General features: G+C 58.8%; 11 protein-coding genes. 4 read left to right on the top strand and 7 right to left on the bottom strand.

Going from position 1 to position 19,328, the window contains the following annotated elements; genetic code table 11:
* Nucleotides 1–43 precede the first annotated feature (43 nt).
* From J4E00_RS06460 to J4E00_RS06470, 3 genes are all read left to right on the top strand, one after another.
* Nucleotides 44–1,474: a WGR domain-containing protein gene (locus J4E00_RS06460; protein ID WP_208174297.1), complete on the top strand. Its 1,431-nt coding sequence runs from the start codon at nucleotides 44–46 to the stop codon at nucleotides 1,472–1,474.
* Nucleotides 1,467–2,186 carry a DUF3365 domain-containing protein gene (locus tag J4E00_RS06465; RefSeq protein ID WP_208174298.1) on the top strand — a complete coding sequence of 240 codons (720 nt, stop codon included), beginning with the start codon at nucleotides 1,467–1,469 and terminating at the stop codon, nucleotides 2,184–2,186. Before J4E00_RS06460 ends, J4E00_RS06465 begins: the two co-directional genes overlap by 8 nt.
* A 104-nt stretch (nucleotides 2,187–2,290) precedes the next feature.
* Nucleotides 2,291–3,592: a protoporphyrinogen/coproporphyrinogen oxidase gene (locus J4E00_RS06470; RefSeq protein ID WP_208174299.1), complete on the top strand. Its 1,302-nt coding sequence runs from the start codon at nucleotides 2,291–2,293 to the stop codon at nucleotides 3,590–3,592.
* Between the two features lie 67 nt (nucleotides 3,593–3,659).
* On the opposite strand, the gene J4E00_RS06475 is transcribed toward J4E00_RS06470, so the two are convergent.
* From J4E00_RS06475 to J4E00_RS06495, 5 genes are all read right to left on the bottom strand, one after another.
* Nucleotides 3,660–5,072 carry an MFS transporter gene (locus J4E00_RS06475; protein ID WP_208174300.1) on the bottom strand — a complete coding sequence of 471 codons (1,413 nt, stop codon included), beginning with the start codon at nucleotides 5,070–5,072 and terminating at the stop codon, nucleotides 3,660–3,662.
* Nucleotides 5,073–5,183: 111 nt separating this feature from the next.
* Nucleotides 5,184–7,007 carry an alpha-amylase family glycosyl hydrolase gene (locus J4E00_RS06480; RefSeq protein WP_208174301.1) on the bottom strand — a complete coding sequence of 608 codons (1,824 nt, stop codon included), beginning with the start codon at nucleotides 7,005–7,007 and terminating at the stop codon, nucleotides 5,184–5,186.
* Between the two features lie 46 nt (nucleotides 7,008–7,053).
* Nucleotides 7,054–7,761 (bottom strand): SDR family oxidoreductase, encoded by a 708-nt coding sequence (locus J4E00_RS06485; RefSeq protein ID WP_208174302.1) that lies wholly within the window; start codon nucleotides 7,759–7,761, stop codon nucleotides 7,054–7,056.
* Between the two features lie 153 nt (nucleotides 7,762–7,914).
* Nucleotides 7,915–9,837 carry an alpha-amylase family glycosyl hydrolase gene (locus J4E00_RS06490; protein WP_236049532.1) on the bottom strand — a complete coding sequence of 641 codons (1,923 nt, stop codon included), beginning with the start codon at nucleotides 9,835–9,837 and terminating at the stop codon, nucleotides 7,915–7,917.
* Between the two features lie 195 nt (nucleotides 9,838–10,032).
* Nucleotides 10,033–11,481, bottom strand: coding sequence for a hydrolase (locus J4E00_RS06495; RefSeq protein WP_208174303.1), 1,449 nt, complete (start codon nucleotides 11,479–11,481; stop codon nucleotides 10,033–10,035).
* Between the two features lie 512 nt (nucleotides 11,482–11,993).
* Between J4E00_RS06495 and glgP the strand changes: the two genes are divergently transcribed.
* Nucleotides 11,994–13,646, top strand: coding sequence for an alpha-glucan family phosphorylase (gene glgP / locus J4E00_RS06500; protein ID WP_208174304.1), 1,653 nt, complete (start codon nucleotides 11,994–11,996; stop codon nucleotides 13,644–13,646).
* A 90-nt stretch (nucleotides 13,647–13,736) separates the two neighbouring features.
* Here the strand turns inward: glgP and J4E00_RS06505 are convergent, their stop codons facing one another.
* The gene (locus tag J4E00_RS06505; protein WP_208174305.1) at nucleotides 13,737–17,735 is read right to left on the bottom strand and encodes a T9SS type A sorting domain-containing protein; all 3,999 of its coding nucleotides are present in this window, start codon (nucleotides 17,733–17,735) and stop codon (nucleotides 13,737–13,739) included.
* A 138-nt stretch (nucleotides 17,736–17,873) separates the two neighbouring features.
* A complete protein-coding gene (locus J4E00_RS06510; protein ID WP_208174306.1) occupies nucleotides 17,874–19,310 on the bottom strand; it encodes a proprotein convertase P-domain-containing protein in 1,437 nt (478 codons plus the stop codon).
* Between the last annotated feature and the right edge of the window lie 18 nt (nucleotides 19,311–19,328).

A 19,328-nucleotide genomic window follows, 5' to 3' on the forward strand; every position in this document is an offset into this window, starting at 1 on the left:
CGAGTAGCCCCTCCGCATCTTCCCTATTCTTTCCCGTCTTGCTATGCCAACTTATTACCTCGAATTTTCTGAAGATGAAGCTACCGGTACCGCCCACAAGTTCTACGAGGCGGTCGTGGACGGCTCGGCGCTGACGCTGACCTACGGGCGCATTGGCACACCGGGCGCGAGCAGTACCCAGCAGTGCAGCTCGCCGGAAGAAGCGGAGAAGCTGGCCCAGAAGAAGATAGGCGAGAAAAAGCGCAAAGGCTACCAGGACGCCGTGAAAGGCCAGCGCCAGAAGCGCACCGTGACGCGACGTGCTGTGGAAAGCCGGCCCTCAACAGCCAAGCGCACAGCCCCAACCATCTGGCGCTTCGAGACCGGCTCGTCGGCTTTCGGGGTGTTCGTGAATGCGCAGGGCTGCTGGGTTGGCAACCAGGATGGCCGGGTGTACCAGCTCAGCCACGAGGCGGAGGTGCACATGCAGTACCAGCTCAGTGAGGGGGTAAAGTGCATGGTGTCGGACGGCGAATGGATGTACGTGGGTTGCGACGACGGCAACGTGTACAACCTCACCGGCAAGACCCCGCGCCTGGCCTACGAAATCAACCCCAACATCGACATCTTCTGGCTCGATATTGCCAACGGCCTGCTGGCCGTATCGGACGCCGCGGGCCAGCTCACCACCGTCAACTACGAAGACGAAGAGCAGTGGGCCGTGAAAACCGGTGGCAGCTCGGCCTGGATGGTGCGCTGCGACACAGTAGGCCGCATTTTTTACGGCGATTCGCAGGGCGTGCGCTGCTACTACGGCTGGGAAAAGGAAACGCTGGTGTGGCATTACCCCACCAGTCAGGTTCTGTTTGGCTGGTTCGATGGGGCGAACGCCTACGCCGGTACCGGTACAGGCCAAGTGCTGAAATTCGGCCAGGACGGCCAACTGTTGCAAACTTACAAGGCCGACGGCGCGGTGCTGTCGTGCGCCACCGCACCGGGCGGCCGCTACGTATTCGCTGCCGACAGCTCCTCGACGGTGTATTGCTTCGGGGACGACGGCCAGCGGCTGTGGAAGCTGGCCACTGGCTGCGGCTCAGCGCTTTCGATGCAATATTTTAACGAGCGCCTGTACCTGGTGACCACCAGCGGCACCTTTGCCTGCCTTGATGTGAGCGAAGCGGCCATTGCCCAGGCCGAGCAGGGCAACGCGGCCCCAGCCCAAGTGGTGAAGGCTCCCAATGGCGCGGTGGCCACTATCCAGAGCGATGTGCTGGAAGCCGCCCCGGCCAATGCGGAAGGCGTGTTGCTACGTTGCGTGCGCGAAGGCGGCAAGCTCCGCATTCGGGTGGCGCAGGGCGGGTACCACGATTGGCATGTGCAGTTTCCAAAAAACCTTCGCATGGAAGGCCAGCTTTATATGGTCGACCGCATCGAACCGGCCGCGCAGGGCGACTTCTACCGCGTGTTGGGCAACATTTACGCTGTTAATGGATAAGCATCTCACCATGCTACGCAATCAATTCGCCAGCTTTCCCCGTCGCGTCTTACTGCTGGGGCTGCTGGCCGTTTCTGCCTGCAGCTCCGACCAGGTGGAGCACCTCAAGGACAGCAAGCGCATTGGGATTGAAACGGCCAACTGGGAGGTGAAGCGTATCATGCCTAAGGATTTGCTGAACGCCACCCGCTGGGCCGGCGACTCCCTCACTGCTACGGCCGACTCGCTACTACGCCGCACTCTGGCCCGTGAGCTGGCTACCGGGGGCGTGGCCGGCGCCATGAGCTTTTGCAAGCCCGAAACCTACCGCGCCGTCGATTCGCTGGCTGGTGTGCTCAAAGCCACGGCCCACCGCGTGAGCGAGCGGCCGCGCAACCCGGCCGCAAAAGCCCCGCTGCTGGCTGAGCAAATGCGCCCCGATACACTGCGCACCGTTCAGCGGCTGTCGCAGGAGGTATTTTTCTACCAGCGGCCCATCGTGCTGAACAACCAGCTATGCCTGCGCTGCCACGGTGAGGTAGGCAAGGATATTTCAGCCGCCGACTACTCCCTCATTAAGAAGCAGTTTCCACAAGACCAGGCCACTGGCTACCGGCTGGGCCAAGCTATGGGCGCCTGGCAGCTCAGCCTGCAACGCCCCGGCGTGGCCGAGTTCTGGACGATGAAAACCCGCAAGAAGTGGAAGGAGCACAAGATGCCCAAGCTGTTTTAAGCCACGTGACTTGAAATCTTGCTGCAACTTGAATAGAAATCTGGTAGTTAGCTAGTATACAACCTTTCCATAGGCCTCGCACTCACACACGGGGCTACTATTCTATGACCTCAACTTCCAAACCTATTATCATTATCGGGGCCGGCATGGCGGGCCTGTCGTGCGCCATCTGGCTGCATCGCGCCGGGCGTCCGGTACTCGTCCTCGACGCAGCCGATGCCGTGGGCGGGCGCGTGCGGACCGATGTCACGCCCGACGGCTTTCGGCTGGACCGGGGCTTCCAGGTGCTGCTCACCAATTACCCGGAGGCTCGTCGCCTGTTCGATTACGGTGCTTTGAACCTAAAGGCGTTTCGTTCCGGGGCCGTCATCCGGCTGGCCGATGGGCGCGAAACCACCTTGCAAAACCCGCTGCAGCAGCCCTTTGCGGCTTTTTCGGCCCTGACCTCAACCATTGGCTCTTTGCCTGATAAGCTGCGCATCGTGAGTCTGGTGCGACACGTGCTGAAGTACACGCCGCAGGAGCTGCTGAACCGGCCTGCTACCGATACGCTCAGCTTCTTGCAGCGCTACGGCTGGAGCGAACAGATAATTAACACCTTTTTCAAGCCATTTTTTGGGGGCGTATTTCTGGACCGTGAGCTGACCACGGCCAGCAATTTTTTCGAATTCGTATTCCAGCAGTTCGTAACCGGCGAAGCGGCTATTCCGGCCCTGGGCATGCAGCAGCTACCCGAGCAGCTGGCGGCCCGCCTGCCCGCCGGCACCGTGCGCCTGAATGCAACCGTGGCAGGCATTGTTGATGGCTCGCAAGTGCGCCTTTCCACCGGCCAGGTGCTGGAAGGCAGCGCCGTGGTGCTGGCCGCCGATGGCCTGACGGCCCTGCGCCTGATTGCCGGCCGTAGCGGCAATGCCGATGACTTCCTGGCCACGCAGTCGGCGAGCTTTCATACTGGTACGCGTATTACTACCTGCAACTACTTTGCGGTAGACGGTGGGCACTCGCCGGGCCGCAACGACAAGCTGCTGCGCCTCAATGCCGCGCCAGCGGGTTTGGTCCATAACGTTGCTTTCCCAGCCGACGTGAGTGGGGATTACGCACCAGCGGGGCAGTCGCTGGTATCCGTTAGCACCCACGGCGAGCGGGGCCTGAGCGAAGCCGAAATAACGGCTGGTGTGCACGAGGAGCTGGCCGCTTGGTTTGGCCCGGCAGCCCGGCAGTGGCGGCACTTGCGGAGCTACCGCTTGCCGGCCGCCCTACCGGCGTACCTGGCCGGGCAGCCCGCCGAGCAGCCTCTCAAACTTACAGAAACCCTTTACCGTTGTGGCGACTGGGCGGCGTATCCGTCACTCAATGCTGCGCTGGCAACGGGGCGCGAAGTAGCCGAGGCTATTATTAAAGGGTAGAAAGCTGCTCACTAAAAAAGACTGCCCGGCAATGCCGGGCAGTCTTTTTTAGTGAGCAGCTTTCTTATTAAACAGCAGGATTGGGTGTGGCCGGGCTTTCGTAAGCTGGCGCCAAGCCTTGCTCACCTTCGATGGGAATGCGGATTTTCTCGTCGTCGGAAACGCGCAGGGTAAGCAGGCCCCCAATAATCATGAGCACGCCGCCCAGTACCACCACATTCAGTGGGTCGAGGGAGGGAAACTGCTTCATGATGAATGGTAGGCCGAGCGAAGCGCAGACCTGAGGCGTCACGATAAAGGCATTGAAAACCCCCATATAGTGGCCCATTTTGTTGGCCGGAATAGCGCCCGCCAGCATGGCGTACGGCACCGACAGAATGCTGGTCCAGGCAATGCCCACCCCAATCATCGACAAGTAAAGCATCCACGGCTGCGTAATGAAGGCTATGGACAGGAGCCCTACGCCGCCCACTGTGAGGCAGAGCATGTGCGTAAGCTTGCGGCTGAATTTGCGGGCCACCAGCGGCAGCATAAGGCTGAAAGCTGCCGAAACTCCATTATAGACAGCGAAGGCCACGCCTACAAAGTTGGCCCCTTCATTGAAAGCCGCCGATTTGGTATCGGTGGTGTGATAAAGATGCTTCGTAACGGCTAGCGTGGTGAAAATCCACATGCAGAACAACCCGAACCAGGTAAAAAACTGCACCGAGGCCAACTGCTTCATCACCTTGGGCATGTGTGCCACGCCAGTAAAAGTTTCCTTGATTCCCTGGACCAGCGTAACCCTGCTTTTCTCACGCTCAAAGGCTTCCATGTCCTCGGGCGGGTATTCGGTAGTGGTGAAGATGGTATAGAGCACGCACAGGAAAAATGCGGCGGCTCCAATGTAGTAGGAGAATTTTACCGAATTGGGCACAATGCCGGTCGCTGCTTCATTGGCCACCCCAAAATGGGTGAGAAGGGTGGGCAGGAGCGAAGCTACCACGGCTCCAATGCCAATGAAAAACGACTGCGTGGCGAAGCCTGTGGTGTGCTGCTCGGCGGGTAGCATGTCGCCCACAAAAGCCCGAAAAGGCTCCATGCTGATGTTGATGCTGGCGTCCATTACCCAGAGCATGCCGCCGGCAATCCAGAGGGTGGGCGAATTGGGCATGATGAGCATGGCGATGGACGCCAGGATGGCCCCGACCAGGAAAAAAGGCCGGCGACGGCCCCAGCGCGGGCTCCAGGTGCGGTCCGATAGGTAGCCGATGATGGGCTGCACGATGAGGCCGGTGAGCGGCGCGGCTACCCACAAAATCGGAATATCATCGGCATTGGCTCCCAGGTTGGAGAAAATGCGGCTGGTGTTGGCATTTTGCAGCGCGAAGCCGAACTGAATGCCCATGAAGCCGAAGCTCATGTTCCAGATTTGCCAGAAGCTCAGGCGCGGCTTCTTGCGGTTACTTGAGGTGGCCGGAGCCGCAGCGACTGATGCCATAAACGAGGTGGGATTCGTAGCAGGAGGAGAGAGCAGAAGGCCGCCAGCAGTTCTTTGGATGAAACCGGACAGTCTTCAAAATTAACAATTGACGCCAGCGTGGCGGCGGCGCTAGCGGGGCTTTATCTCGAACACATAGGCTGAAAGCGGGTCCAGGGTCAGGTTGAGGGCATTGCGGGGCTCCTCGTCAGCGAGCAGGTTGGTGTAGGTGTAGAACTTCTTGCTGCTAAGGCCCATGGCCTCCATGGCCTCGGCCGAGATGGTGATGGTGGGGTGGTAGGTTTTGTCGGCGGAGAAGTTGACCACCACCAGCACCTGCTGTTTGTCGGTGTAGCGCAGGTAGGCGTAGAGGTGGCGCTGGTTGTACTCCTTGCCAAGGTTGTTGGCATCCTGCAATTCGTAGAAGCGGCCCTTGCGAATGGCTTCATTGGTGCTGGCTGCGTTGAGCAGGCGCGAGTAGAAACTGCGCAGCTTCACCTGGTCGGGGCTGAGCTTGGCGCCGTCGAACTTGCCCTGGTTCAGCCACTTCTGGTGCTCGGGTACGCCCCAATAGTCGAAAATGGTAGTACGGCCGTCCTCGCTGCTGAAGCCTTCGCTGCCGTTGGCGGGCTCGGCCACTTCCTGCCCAAAGTAGAGCATCACCGGGCCGCTGCTCAACGTGGCCGAAACCGTCATAGCCGGAATGGCGCGCATGGCATCGCCGGCAAAGTCCTTGCTGGCAATGCGCTGCTCATCGTGGTTTTCCAAAAAGCGCAGCATGTGCGACGAGAAGCCGTTGCTTTCCTCCTTCCACACTTTGGTGATGTCCTCGGTAGTGCCGCCGCCGGTCATGAGGCGGCGCAGGCCATCGTACAGGCCTACTTTGTCGTAGAGGTAGTCGAATTTGCCCTTCTCCAGATAGGTCTTGTATTCCTTGGGATTGTAAGCTTCGCCGATGAAAACCAGGCCGGGCTTCACCTTTTTCAGTTCCGGAATCACCCAGGCCCAGAATTCGACGGGCACCATCTCCACCATGTCGCAGCGGAAGCCGTCCACGTTTTTGCCAGCCCAGAATACGAGGATGTCGCGCATCTTCTTCCAGGTGTCGGGCACGGGGCTGAAGTAGGTTTTGCGGCCATTCACGTAGTCCACACCGTAGTTCAGTTTCACAGTTTCAAACCAGTCGTTGATGCTGGGTGCTTCCGAGAAAACGTCGTTACCAGTGGCTTTGGCCGGAGTTTCGGTGTATTTGCCATCCTCGCGCGGTCCCTTCAACGGGCCGAGCGGGTTGTAGTTAGCAGGTACCACAAAGCTTTTGCCGGGCAGGTAGTAGAAGTTGTTGTTGAGTGCGAAGGCTTTGGTTTTGTCATCGTTCGCGCCCAAATCAACCACGCCCAACGGCTTGGCATCCGACTTGTAAGAGCGAGCCAGATGGTTTGGGATGAAGTCCATGATAACCTTCAGGCCATGGTCGTGGGTGCGTTTGATGAGGGCCTCGTATTCCGGCATGCGGTTTTTTACCACCACGGCCAGGTCGGGAGCCACGTCATAGTAATCCTTGATGGCGTAGGGCGAGCCGGCACGGCCCTTCACCACGTCGGCATCGTCAGCCGGGATGCCGGCGGCGGTGTAGTCCGTCATGGTGGCGTGCTCAATCACGCCGGTGTACCAGACATGGCTCACGCCCATCTTCTTGATTTCATCAAGGGCCTTGTCGGTGATGTCGTTGAACTTGCCGCAGCCGTTCTCGCCAATGGTTCCGTAGGGCTTATTTAGCGCCACCTTGTTGCCAAACAGGCGCGTCATCAACTGGTAAATCACCAGCTTGTGGTCCTGTGGCACCTCGGCGGTGGTGTTCGGGTCGGTGGCTTTGGGGTGTTTTTTGTCCACAGGCGGGTTGGGCAAAGAGAAGGCAGCCAAGGTGAGGAGGCTGCTGGCCAGCAACAATTTTTTCATGGTGTGGCAAGATAACGCTTTGCTTAATGAAGAATTAAGCAAAGCGCTAGTATTCCTGCGTGAGGGGGTGAAGCATTAACTCATCTATCACCACATGGGCGGGGGCTTCCAGCACGTAGCGCAGGGCCTGGGCCACGTCGCTGGGGCGCAGGTGGGTTTTCTCGGCCTCGGGACTGCCGGGCGTGGTATCGTTAAAATATGTGTCGACCAGGCCAGGGTAGATGGTGCTGACTTTGATGCCGTGCGGGCGCACCTCTTTGCGTAGGCTGGCCAGCAGGGCATCCTGAGCAAATTTGCTGGCGCCATAAGCCGTGCCGTGCGGGAACGTGCGCTTGGCCACGTCGGAAGTGATGCCCACAATGTGGCCGCTTTTCTGCGCTTTGAGGTGCGGTACTGCAGCCTTGCAGAGCAGGAAAGTGCCCTTCACATTGGTGTCGAAAATACGGTCCCACTCGGCGGCTTCGAAGTGCTCCAGCTCGTTGAAAGAGCCCACGCCGGCATTGCACACCAGAATATCAAGCCGGCCGAAGCGGCTCAGGGTTTCCTGAACCACGTATTGGGCGTCTTCCTCAATGGAAATATCGGCTACAATGCACAGGCCCTGGGTTTTGAGGGTGAGTTCTTCCAGGTCGTTTTCGCTTCGGGCCACGGCTACTACTTTAGCGCCTTGCAGGGCCAGCAGCAGGGCAATGGCCTTGCCAATGCCGCGGCTCGCGCCCGATACAATGGCTATTTGGTCGGTGAGGTCGGTCATTAGCGCAGGGTTTAGCTAAAGTGATAAAGGAAGTTCCACAAAGACCATTGGCATGGCTGCCAGCATCGGAAATAAGGCGAAGTAGCGGTAAGAAGTTGCAAAAGTTTCTGCATTTGCGGAATGAGCTTTTTTAACTCAGCCGAACCTGGCGCGCTACTTCCGCAACTCCACTACCCAGGCCGTGTGGGCCGGTACTTTCAGCGTTTTCAAATCCGAGATGGTTGCCCCGCTTACTACTTCCATCCCGGATGAAAAGCCGTTTGTGCGCTCGGCAAATCGGGAGCCGTCCACCGTTTTTTCGTCTTTGGTGTTGTTGGCAATTACCATCACGCACTCGCCGCCCTCGTTGTAGCGGAAATAGGTGTACACGCCATCCTGCGGAATAAACTGCATCAGCTTGCCACTGCTCAGCACAGGGTGCGCCTTGCGGTAGTTGGCCAGCTTGCTCACGTAGTCGAAGGCCTCGCCAGCCTGGCCGGGGCGCGAGGTGAAGTAGTTCACCTTATCGCCGGTCCAGCCTCCGGGAAAGTCTTCGCGCACCTTGCCATCGGGGTTAGAGAAGTTTTTCATCAGCACCTCCGTGCCGTAGTACAGCTGCGGCGTGCCGCGTAGGGTGAGCAGCCAGGCGATGCCGGTCTTGAATTTGCCAAAATCTTCGCCAATCACGGAGTAGAAGCGGCTCATGTCGTGGTTGTCGAGGAAGGGCACGTTGCGGGTGGCATCCACGTACAGCCAGTCGCCTTGCAGGGCGTGATAAAGCTTGCTCAGGTCGCCATTTTCAGTCTTCAGCGCATCGGAGATAGCAAAGCAGATTTGAAAGTCGAGCAGGCCGGGCATGTTCGATTTGAAGCCATTCACGGGCGGCAGAATGTTCTGGGCGAAGAAGGCCTGCTCGGCCTCCGTGCCTTCCCAGGCTTCGCCAAACTGGGCCAGCTTGGGGTACTCTTCACTAATGGCCTGGCCCCATTGCATTAGGAACTGCGGGTTGGAATAAGGGTAAGTATCAACGCGGTAGCCATCGATGCCGGTCGACTCTACCCACCACAGAAAGTTCTGAATGATGTACGTCGCCACCAGCGGGTTGCCTTGGTTTACGTCGGGCATCGTGGTGTCGAACCAGCCGTCGTTGAAGAGCTGGTAGTCGCGCTTCGAACCATATGGGTCGTTCAGGGCGAAGGCGTTGTAGTTGCTGCGCGTGAAGGTGGGGAAGGCGTGGAACCAGTCGGCCGCCGGCTTGTCGAGGAACAGGTGGTGGTAGCTGCCCCAGTGGTTGAGCACGATGTCTTGCACCACTTTCAGGCCGTCGGCGTGAGCGGCTTTTACAAATTGCTGGTACTCCTCGTTGGTGCCGTAGCGCGGGTCCACCTTGTAGCAGTCCGTCACGGCGTAGCCGTGGTAGCTGGCCTTGGGCATGTCATTTTCTACGATGGGGGTGGGCCAGATGGCCGTGGCGCCCAACTTCTTAAAGTAGTCGAAGTGGTTCTGAATGCCCTTCAGGTCGCCGCCGTGGCGGGCGTATATCGAGTCGCGGGCAATGCGGTTCACGCGGGTGCCCTTCACTACGTCGTTCTTCGGGTCGCCGTTAGAGAAGCGGTCCGGCATCAGCATGTAGATGAAATCGGCTTGGGTGAGGCCCTGCGTGCGTTGCGGGTCGGCATTGCGGGCGCGCAGCTCATAGGAATACGTCAGCTTCTTGTTGCCTTTTAGTTCCAGCTTGAGCTGGCCGGGCTTCGTATCGGGGCTAATGGTGAGGTTGATGACCAGATAGTTGGGGCTCTCCAGCTTTTGCTGGCTTTCCAACGTCACCCCGGGATAAGCCACCAGACTAGCCGTGGTGCTGGCAATGCCTTGTCCGTGCACCAGCAGCTGGAGCTTGGGGTTTTTCATGCCCACCCACCAGTAGGTCGGGTCGATGCGGACCCCGGGCGCGGCTTTCGCATTGGCGTTGGCAATGAGAATGGCAGTGCTGGTGGCTGCGCGCGTAGCTGCCATAATCAGGCCGACTTGCGCGGTCGCGGGGGCTGTCGGGGTGAGCAGCGGGATGGCAGCAGCCAGCAGCAAACGTGGGAATTTCATAGAAAAAAAGCAATGGGATAGCGTTAACGCCAAAAGTACCCATTCCCCCGCGCCGCCCGAAAATGCAACCGTTTCCACACCTGAAAATATTTTTCAGGCTACCAAACCCCGGTTTATACGACTGCCGAGCAACTGGTCAGAAACAAAAAAAGCCTGCTGCCGAAATCGACAGCAGGCTTTGAAAAGGCCGCCGGGCTACTGCAGCTTGGCCAGCCAGAGCGAGGCGTTCATGTGCAGCTTGGCGTGGCTGGCAATTTCAGTCCAGCCGGGGTACACGGTATTGCCGGGGCTGCCAGTGCCGTCATCGGCTGGCGACGAATCCGTGACGCACACCACGCGGCCGGTTCCGTAAGTGCTGCTCAGGCACATGATATTGCTGCTGCCCTGAGTGGAGCTAGAGCGCCAAATCAACGGAGTGGCCTGCGAGCCCGACGTTTTCGTCATCGTTGCGCCGTTCGAGAATTTTAGCTGGGTTACGATACCCTGCGAGCCATTCAGAATAACGTTGGTGCTACTGGCCAGTACGTTGCTGCTGGTCTCCGAAATATTGGTGAGTGCAATGCTATAGCCAAAAGGGTTGGCCTGCACCGAGTTGTTGGTCATTAAATCGTTCCAGATGGCGGGCGAGTCATACCCATCGTTGTTGCGGTCTGAGACGTCGTGGTCCGAAATCATGAACAGGCCCCCGCCGTTCCGCACGAAGGTGATGATGGCCGTTTTTTCACTGGCCGTAAATAGCGTGTTCGGCTCGTCTACCACAAACACGTTGTAGTTGGCCAGGTCCTGCGGGTTTGAAGCATTGCCATAAGTGATGGCCGTGCCCGAAGGCAGGTTCTCAACGGTATTGCCCAGCTTCACCAAGGCCACGCCCCAAGCCGAAACCGCGCCGGCCCAATAGGTTTCCGCCGTGCTGGCTGTAATGCCCGATGCTGCCGGCGTGGGGTAGCGCGGCACCACGCCGCCGTCTACATCCAGCACCCAGTCGGCGTTACCAGCCGTTTCGGCGTGCGTCGCGTCAAACAGAAACTTCTTGCCTCCGGTACCGCCGCCGGGGTTCCCACCAGTGCCGCCGTACGTCTCCACAGCTATATTGTCGAAATTGATGCGGTTGGTGCTGCCGTCGGTTTTGCGCACTTGCAGGCGCACGGTGCCAGCCAAGTTCACCGTGAAGGAGGCTATGCTCAGCGCGGTGCTGCTCGTGCTGATGGTGCTGCCCACTTTGGCGTAGCTGCTGCCGCTGTTGGTGCTGGCCCACAGCTCCCAGGTGCTGCTGGCGTCGGTACCGTATTTGGCGTGGGCTATAGTCACCATGCCCGCCCCGCCAGTCAGGTCAACGTTCATGCTCAGCGAACCACTGTTGCGCACCCGCGCCGACCAGTTGCCAGTCTTGGCATCGGCGGTAGTGTTGCCGATAAGGGCGTCGTTCAGCGTCCAGGAGCCTGAGCCCAGGGTGACGCTGCCCGTGGTGTAGGCCGTTTTGGTGCCAGTTTCAAATCCTTCGGGAAAGCCTGGCGCTGATGCATTTTGCAACCCAGTAGCCGCTAATGGAGCCTCCGGCGTGGTTTCCACCTTCGAGCAGCTGGCAAGCAGGACTGCGCTCAGCAGTGGCGCAACCAGACAACGAACAAAAAGAGCTATGCGCATGGGTTGAGGAGCTTTTGGTAAGTGTAAGAAGCAGAGTGCCAAAGCTAGACTCAAGATAGCGCTGCCAGGTGCGGCGTAGAATTAAAAGATTGTGTCCTTTTGTTGATTTATTTTCAAAAAAAATGAGTTTCAAGCAGGATTTTCTGTAAATAATTAGCGATAATAAAGTTTTGCTATTGCAGTCGGTTAGCACTGCTCTTATAGTTGCTTCGCCGACTTGGCTAAGCAGCTATAGGAGCAGCACTGGTGGTTCTAGCGTCTAGGTGACTGGTAGTGAGAGAGCCAAAGAAATTTCTAAGTAAGGATTTGGCTGATATAGGCTTGACACTGTTGCCGTTGCGCAAAAGGCTAACGTTTGCTTAACTCAATGCTCTATATCAATAGGTTGCGATTTTTAGGGTTTGCTTCGGACCTTGCGACCCTAACGGACCACATGGGCTCAGCACCCATCGCCATTTTTCCACCCGAAACACCCTTATTCAGCGCTGGCTCCGGCCTGCATGCTTTTTCTTATGGCTTTCACTTATAAACCCTACGCTCCGGCTGCCAAATACAAGACGGCTGCTGCGTATTTCTCGATGGAATTTGCCGTCGACCAAGCCCTCAAAACGTACTCTGGCGGCCTTGGCTTCCTGGCCGGCTCGCACATGCGCTCGGGCTACGAACTAAAGCAAAACCTAGTGGGCATCAGCATCCTGTGGAGCTACGGCTACTACGACCAGGACCGCAACGCCGACCAAAGCATGAAGCCGGAGTTCCGTCTCAAGCACTATTCGTTTCTCGAAGACACGGGCATCATCTTCCCCATCACCATTCACGGAGCCGACGTGCACGTGAAAGCGCTGTACCTCGCCCCGGAGGTATTCGGCACGGTGCCGATGTTCTTCTTAACCACGGATATTGAGCAGAACGACTACCTCTCGCGCACCATTTCGCACCACCTCTACGACCCGGATTCGGCCGCCCGCGTGGCCCAAAGCATCCTGCTGGGCGTGGGTGGCGGCAAGCTGCTCGACGTGCTGGGCCGCAAAACCGATGTGTACCACCTCAACGAAGGGCACGGCCTGCCACTAGCGTTCTACCTCTACGAAAAGCACGGCCGCAACCTAGCCGAGGTGCAGAAACGCCTGGTGTTTACCACCCATACCCCCGAACTGGCTGGTAACGAGGAGCGCCCCATGAAGCTGCTCACCGACATGACTTTTTTCGGCACCATGCCTGAGGAGGATGTGCGCCGCGAAGCCCGCATCGGCAACGGCGATGCTTTGAACTACACGCTGACTGCGCTGCGCTTCGCCCGCAAAGCCAACGCCGTGAGCAAGGTGCACGGTCGGGTAGCCAACGAAATGTGGGGACACTACGAAGGCATTTGCCCCATTATTCCCATCACCAACAGCCAGAACGGCACCTACTGGCGCGACCCACAGCTGGCCGCCGCCCTTAAGGCCAAGGACGACAACGCTCTGCTAGCCCGCAAGCAGGAACTGAAGAAAGACTTGTTCAAGATTGTGGCCGACCAGACTGGCAACGTCTTCGACCCGCAGGTGCTGACCATTGTATGGGCCCGTCGTTTCGCCGGCTACAAACGCTCTGATTTGATTCTGCGCCATTTCGAGCGTTTCGTGGAGTTAGCCAGCAACTCGAAGCATCCCATTCAGATGATTTGGGCCGGCAAGCCATACCCCAAAGACTTCGGCGCAGTAGCCTTATTCAATGAAATCATCCGTCGCACGGCCCACCTGAAGAACTGCGCTGTGCTCACCGGCTACGAACTGGGCCTGTCGGCCGCCCTAAAGAAGGGTTCCGATATCTGGCTGAACACGCCCCGTTTCCCTCGCGAGGCCAGTGGCACCAGTGGCATGACCGCCGCCATGAACGCCAGCGTGAACCTGAGCATCGCCGACGGTTGGATTCCCGAATTCTGCAAGGACGGTGAAAACGGCTTCCTCATCGCGCACGCCGACGAAAACCTGCCCGAAAATGTGAAGGACGACCAGGAGGCAACCACCCTGCTCGATGTGCTGGAAAACAACGTGCTACCCTTGTACTACGACCAGACCAAAAACTTCCTGAAAGTGGTGAAAACTGCCATGAAAGACGTAGAGCCGGAGTTTGAGAGTGGCCGCATGGCCCGGGAGTATTACGAGTTACTATACAAAGCGTAAGGCCTGTCCCGAAACCCGATTAATATTAACAAAAGAAGCGCCGCGGCCCACAGGCCACGGCGCTTCTTTTGTTGGGCTAATGACTGCCGGCTACTCTTTCACAAAGCGCCGGGTGAGCGTCTGGCCATCGGTGGAGCGCACTTGGAGTAGGTACATACCGGCTGGCAACTGTTGCACCGGCAGCGTGGCCATCGCGTCGGCCTGCTGGTGGAGCATGAGCTTGCCCGAAACAGAATACACAGTCAGCTCCTGGGTGCCGATGGTACCAGCTATCTGCACACGGAGCGCATCCCTTACTGGGTTGGGGGCCAGCTCCACCGCTAGTCGGGTGGTTTTGGTAGTGCCTAGGGCCAGGGCCAGCGAGTAGTGTGCCGCACCGTCGAAATCAACCTGACGCAAGCGGTAGTAGGCCGGGGTTTTGCCGTTGAGCGGGGTAGTGTCGGTGAAGCGGTAGGTATGAGCCGTTGTTGAATTGCCGGCTCCGGCTACTTCGCCGATGGTGACGAAAGCCAGGCCGTCGGCGGAGCGCTGCACCTCATAGCGCAGGTTGTTCACCTCCTGGGCCGTGCCCCACACCAGCTGGATGCTGCTGCCAACTACCTGACCAGTGAAATAAGTGAGCTCCACGGGCAGCGCCTTATTGTTGCCCAGTCTTGCAGTGGTCGTCAGCGAACTGGTGCCGATGCTGCATGTAGCATTGCTGGTTGTCACCGTAAACGAATAGGTGCCAGGGCTGAGTCGGGTGTGGTCCGTCACGATGAGCACACCGTTGTTTCCCGAAGTCTGCAGGGCCGTACCGGGCGGTATTGTGCCACTGGCTAGCGCAATGCTGGTGATACCCCCGTCTAGGTCGGAATAGGTGGTCAGCACATCGCCGTCTACGTAATTTTCCAGGCTTTTATAGGTGCCATTGGCCTGGGTCGCGGCTCGGTCAGCGTTGAAAGTCAGCGAGAAGGGTGTAGTGGTCTGGCCGCCGGCGGCATCGGTAGTCAGCACCGAGAAGGACGCTGTACCGGTGGGCAGGCTGGCCGGCGTGCTCACACTGAGCGTGCCATTGCTGGCCAGCGAGAGGCCAGCGGGCAGCGTGCCCACCGAAACCGAAGCTGCAGTAATAGCTCCATTGCCATCCGAGACAGTGTAGAGCACCGTGCCGCTGGTGTAACAGGTGTTTTTCTTCGCGCTGCTGTAGTTGGTAGCAGCATAGACTGCGGCTTGGTTGATGACCACGGCCAGTGTAGTAGCGGCGCTGGTACAGGTGCCGTTGGAGGCCGATACGGAGATGCTGCCGCCCGTCGTGCCGCTCGTCACGACAATGCTGGTGGTGTTGGCGCTAAGAATGGTGCCGCTGTTGGTCGCGCCAGCAGGCGAGGTGATTACCCAGCCAGTGGGTACCGTCCAATTGTAGCTGATAGCGCCACCCACCGCACTGATGCTGTAGGGCTGGCCTGCTGTGGATGCCGACACAATTGAAGGCCCGCTGATGGTACCCGGCGCCGTAGAGCCGGACGTGATGGTAGCCATTCCTACCGGGCTGGTGCAGCCGCTGGCGTTGGTGAGCGTAGCCGTTACGCTACCCGCTACGGCATTCGTGCCGGGTGTAGCAACAATAGTGGATGTGGTGGCCGTTGTGGTTGGTGCCGTGAAGGTCCAGCCGGTGGGCACGGTCCAGTTCACGGTATTGGTGCCGCTGGCGAATGTGGCGGTAAAGGTTTTGGCCACCCCGCTGCAGAACGTGCTGCTGGCAGGCGTAACGGCTGGGGCCACCGGCTGTGCCAGCGGTGCCACACCAAGTTGGGTGCTCTGGGTAGGCGTCCCGTTGCAGGCACCCGAGAGCGTAGCCGAAATGTTGCCGCTGTTGCTGCCGGGCGTTACCGTGATTGAGTTGGTAGTCGTGCTAAACGTGGTGCCGGAAACGCCAGTGGGCGCGGTCACTACCCAGCCACCGGGCAGCGTCCAGTTGTAGGTAGCGCCGGTTTGGGCCGTGATGGTGTAAGTATAGCCGCCGTTGTTGGCGCAGGGAGTCGTGCTGTTCGTGGTGCCGCTGGAAGCCGCGAAAGAGGGTGTGTTCAAGGTCTGGACTGCGGTCACGGCGTAGCTGGTGCTGGGGCCGCTGCCGCAGTTACTGCCGCCGGCCGCCGTCACGTTGCCCGAGGTCGAACCCACTGTTACGTTGATGCTGGCCGGGTAGTAGCCGGCCACGGGTTGGGTCTGGATAGTCCAACCGCTGGGCACCGTCCAGAGGTAGCCGCTGGCGCCGGCTACAGTGCTTGCCGTGTAAGTCTGGTTGGAATTATTGCATGGTGTAGCCGGTCCGCTGATGGAAGGCGCAAGTAGCGCTGCTGGGGGCGACACCACGTAGGAGGCCGCCGAGCTGGTGCCGCAGCCGTCGCTGGCCATCACTGTTACCGTACCGGCCGTTGCGCTGGCCGTGGCCGAGATGCTGGTCGTGCCCTGGCCATAGTTGATGGTCCAGCCGCTGGGCACCGCCCAGATATAGGTGCTGGCACCGCTCACGGGGGCAATACTGAATACGAAGCCGCCGCTGGCTGCGCATACTGCCGAGCCCGGACCCGTAATAGCGCCGGGCGTACCCGGCGTGCCGCCCGATATTTTTACCAGCTTCGAAGTGTAGTTGTAGGCTGCCGCCGTGGCTCCGATTGTCTTTACCGTGATAACGCCCGACACGCTGCCCGCCGTCACCGTAATACTCACGTTGCCCGTCGTGGCCGCCGAATTGATGGTAGCTGTGGTGCCGCCTCCCGAGATGGTACCCGCGGGCGAAGTTGCCGTAATGGTGTAGCCACTGGGCACCGTCCATACATAGCTGGTGGCACCGCTCACTGCCGGCACGTAATAGGTATTGCCGGTGCTGTTGGTGCACACTTCAGCGTTGCCCGTAATGTTAGCCGCTTTCAGCGAGGCCGTGGGAGCCACATACTGGCAGTGCGTGGTCGTGGTTGAAATGCCGTAGTTTGAGCCTTGGTTGGTGACGTTGTTCGTATCGAAAATATTGGCATAGCCGTTGGCATTCGTGCCGCTCACGCTCAGGTCGCAGATGTCGGCAGTGCCCGTCACCTGGCCGTTTGAGGTGTTGACCGAAGTACCGCCAATGGTGTAGCCGCCGCCGTTGCCGCCAACGGCCTTGTCGTTGGAGAAATTGCCGACAATCTGCACAAAGCCATCATTGCTGAGAATGGAACCCGTTTTGTTGATTTGGGTGAAGTTGGCGCCAACGCGGATGGAGCCCCCGGCGTAGTTCGAGAAGATGTCACCGTTGATGAAGTTGCCGCTTATCATCACCGAGTCGGTATTCATCATTAGGGCCCCGTCGTGGGTTTCCAGGTTCAGCACCCCGATGTAGTTTTCGTTGTTGATGGTAGTACCAGCGGCTTGGTAAAAGCCTCCATTCAGCATCTTTACGCGCCCTGTGGGCCGGTTGTAGAACGAGGCGCCCGAGCCCTGCAGGTAAAATGCGTAATCCGGGGTCGTCGAAGTGCTGACGATACGACCGATGTTATCCCATTGCGCGGCCCCGTTCAGCGTGATATTGCCGCTCACCGTCAGGGTGCCGTAGATGGCATCGTTGCGAAAGGTGCCATTAACCTGCGTAATGCTACCGTTAACGGTCAGGTAGCCGCGGTTTTCCAAGTAGCTGCCCGAGTTCCAGGTCTGGTTGCCGCTAAGGGTGGCCGTGGCGTTGTTGGTGAAAGTGGCTCCGGCGCCGTTGAAATTAAGAGTCGTGATGTTCAGCGTCCCGTTATTGGTGACCGAGTATGCCGCGTTGCCCGAAATACTCAGCGACTGCCCGCCGGCCAACGTGCCCCCGTTATTCACTGTGAGGCTACCGTTACCGTTCTGGCCCACGGTAAACGACACGTCCAATGTCACGGTATGGTCAACTACCACATAGTCGCATGAGGTAGGTACGATGCCGCCGACCCAGGTGGTGCCTGAATTGAAACTTCCGTTTTGGGCCGAGCGAATGATGCGGGGGGTATTGCAGTCCGCTTGGGCACGCAACGCACCAAGCAAACATAGGAAGCTCAAAAAAACGAGCTGCCGGCTGCGAAAAAGTAAAGAAGGGCGCATAGCTGAAAGAGCTTTAGAATAGAATTGTGCTCAAAACTAGCCGGCCCCTGTAGCGTCATAATATATTATTGGTCCAATATGGTCTTTTACCCTGTGAACGAAGGTTGGGGCTCCTTCGGCGTTCGTCGGCTTTCTGGGTTAGTGCATTTTTTTGCCCCTTTTATTGTTGATTTTTAACGAATTGTTGACAGTAGTTTCTTGGAGTTTTAGCTCAATTGGTACCATTGCTACATTGTTGGTTTCGTCCGACTCCTGGTACAGGTTCAGCGGGTCCACTTCCACTACAATGTAGTAGCTGCCATTGGGCGTGCCCGCTGGAATGGGGATGGCCTGTCCCTCGAAGCTGATGCCGTAGTGGTCGATGCCGCCCACCGAGATTCCTTGCGTTGCGGCCTCGCAGTCCACGTAGTGCCCAAAGCCGAAGTTGGGCAGCGTGCCCTGGCCCACGGTCTGGCCGCGGCCGTTCTGGCACACACCGTCGGCTTCGCCACAGTTGCCCGAGTCGAAGAGGCAATAGCTGGCTTTGGTGCCCTTGCCCAGTACGGGCCAGCGGCGCGGGTCGGGTTGGCGCGGGTCGCGGCGGCGCAGGGTGAAGTCTACCCAGGCATCGGCGTGGTAGTGGTTGTGGCCGGGGCGCTCGTCGTAGTAGTTGCTGCCGGCCACGCGGTTGCGGGTCACCATCTGGTTGCCCTCGCGCCGGTAAATCACCTGCACAATTTCCTGGTGGGCGCGGTGGCCGTCGGGGCAGGTCACGCGGCCATTCTGCACGGTTTCGGTGCCGCAGGTCCAGCGGCCGGTGCCGTGGGTTTCCATGGGTCCCCAGCCAATGTTGGCCGTGGCTACCGCCAAGCGTACCTGGCGCGGGTAAGTGGGGTCGGAGGCACCGTATTCCTGATGCAGCTCACGCAAAATCTTTTCTGATACCACTAAATCGGGCAGCAGGTCGCAGGTGCCCGAGCCGTCAGGGCAGCGGCAGGCGGTGGCACTTTTGGGATTGCACGCCGCAAAATCCGGTTGTGCCGGGTGCGTGCCAAAGCTCAGGCTCCACTGGTCGAGCGTACCGGTATTGCCACTGGCCAAATCGTGCACTAACAGGTACCAGGTCCCGTTGGGGTTCAGGCCTTGGTTGAAGAATTGAAGCTTGCCATCGGGGATGTAGGTGCCGGTGAAGGGCGACTTGCCCTCATATACGTAGCCGTTGAAGCCGTCCATGCGGAAGCACGTAGCACGGTAGTCGGCACCGTGGTCGCCGCCGTTGCGGTTGGTGAGCCAGATGCTGGTGCCGTCGGGGGCTAGTAGCTCAATCTTTAGGTCGGCCGTTTTGGGGTGTGTGATGCTGAGGCAGGCGCCTTCCAAGCCATACTGCGCGGTAGTTTGCGCAGCCAGCCCTTTCACCACCAACGGAAACCGAACAGCTTCGTCCTTTCCTGTGAAGTCGGCCACCGGGCCACCCTGCCCAAAAAAGACCTGACCCTGCACCGAGGCCGCCAGGCCCAGCAAAAGTGACAGTAGCGCGAATAGACGAAGAAAAGCTGCCTGACTGGCTGGCTTGCGGTGCACTATCGGAAAAGTCATGCATTGGAAATTTATCAA

This window comes from Hymenobacter negativus (assembly GCF_017571495.1).
GTDB classification, from domain to species: Bacteria; Bacteroidota; Bacteroidia; order Cytophagales; family Hymenobacteraceae; genus Hymenobacter; species Hymenobacter negativus.

What these genes read in the sequence shown, in the direction of transcription:
- J4E00_RS06460 (WP_208174297.1), top strand. Translation starts at nt 44, where the DNA reads ATGCCAACTTATTACCTCGAATTTTCTGAAGATGAAGCTACCGGTACC.
- J4E00_RS06465 (WP_208174298.1), top strand. Translation starts at nt 1,467, where the DNA reads ATGGATAAGCATCTCACCATGCTACGCAATCAATTCGCCAGCTTTCCC.
- J4E00_RS06470 (WP_208174299.1), top strand. Translation starts at nt 2,291, where the DNA reads ATGACCTCAACTTCCAAACCTATTATCATTATCGGGGCCGGCATGGCG.
- J4E00_RS06475 (WP_208174300.1), bottom strand. Translation starts at nt 5,072, where the DNA reads ATGGCATCAGTCGCTGCGGCTCCGGCCACCTCAAGTAACCGCAAGAAG.
- J4E00_RS06480 (WP_208174301.1), bottom strand. Translation starts at nt 7,007, where the DNA reads ATGAAAAAATTGTTGCTGGCCAGCAGCCTCCTCACCTTGGCTGCCTTC.
- J4E00_RS06485 (WP_208174302.1), bottom strand. Translation starts at nt 7,761, where the DNA reads ATGACCGACCTCACCGACCAAATAGCCATTGTATCGGGCGCGAGCCGC.
- J4E00_RS06490 (WP_236049532.1), bottom strand. Translation starts at nt 9,837, where the DNA reads ATGAAATTCCCACGTTTGCTGCTGGCTGCTGCCATCCCGCTGCTCACC.
- J4E00_RS06495 (WP_208174303.1), bottom strand. Translation starts at nt 11,481, where the DNA reads ATGCGCATAGCTCTTTTTGTTCGTTGTCTGGTTGCGCCACTGCTGAGC.
- glgP (WP_208174304.1), top strand. Translation starts at nt 11,994, where the DNA reads ATGGCTTTCACTTATAAACCCTACGCTCCGGCTGCCAAATACAAGACG.
- J4E00_RS06505 (WP_208174305.1), bottom strand. Translation starts at nt 17,735, where the DNA reads ATGCGCCCTTCTTTACTTTTTCGCAGCCGGCAGCTCGTTTTTTTGAGC.
- J4E00_RS06510 (WP_208174306.1), bottom strand. Translation starts at nt 19,310, where the DNA reads ATGACTTTTCCGATAGTGCACCGCAAGCCAGCCAGTCAGGCAGCTTTT.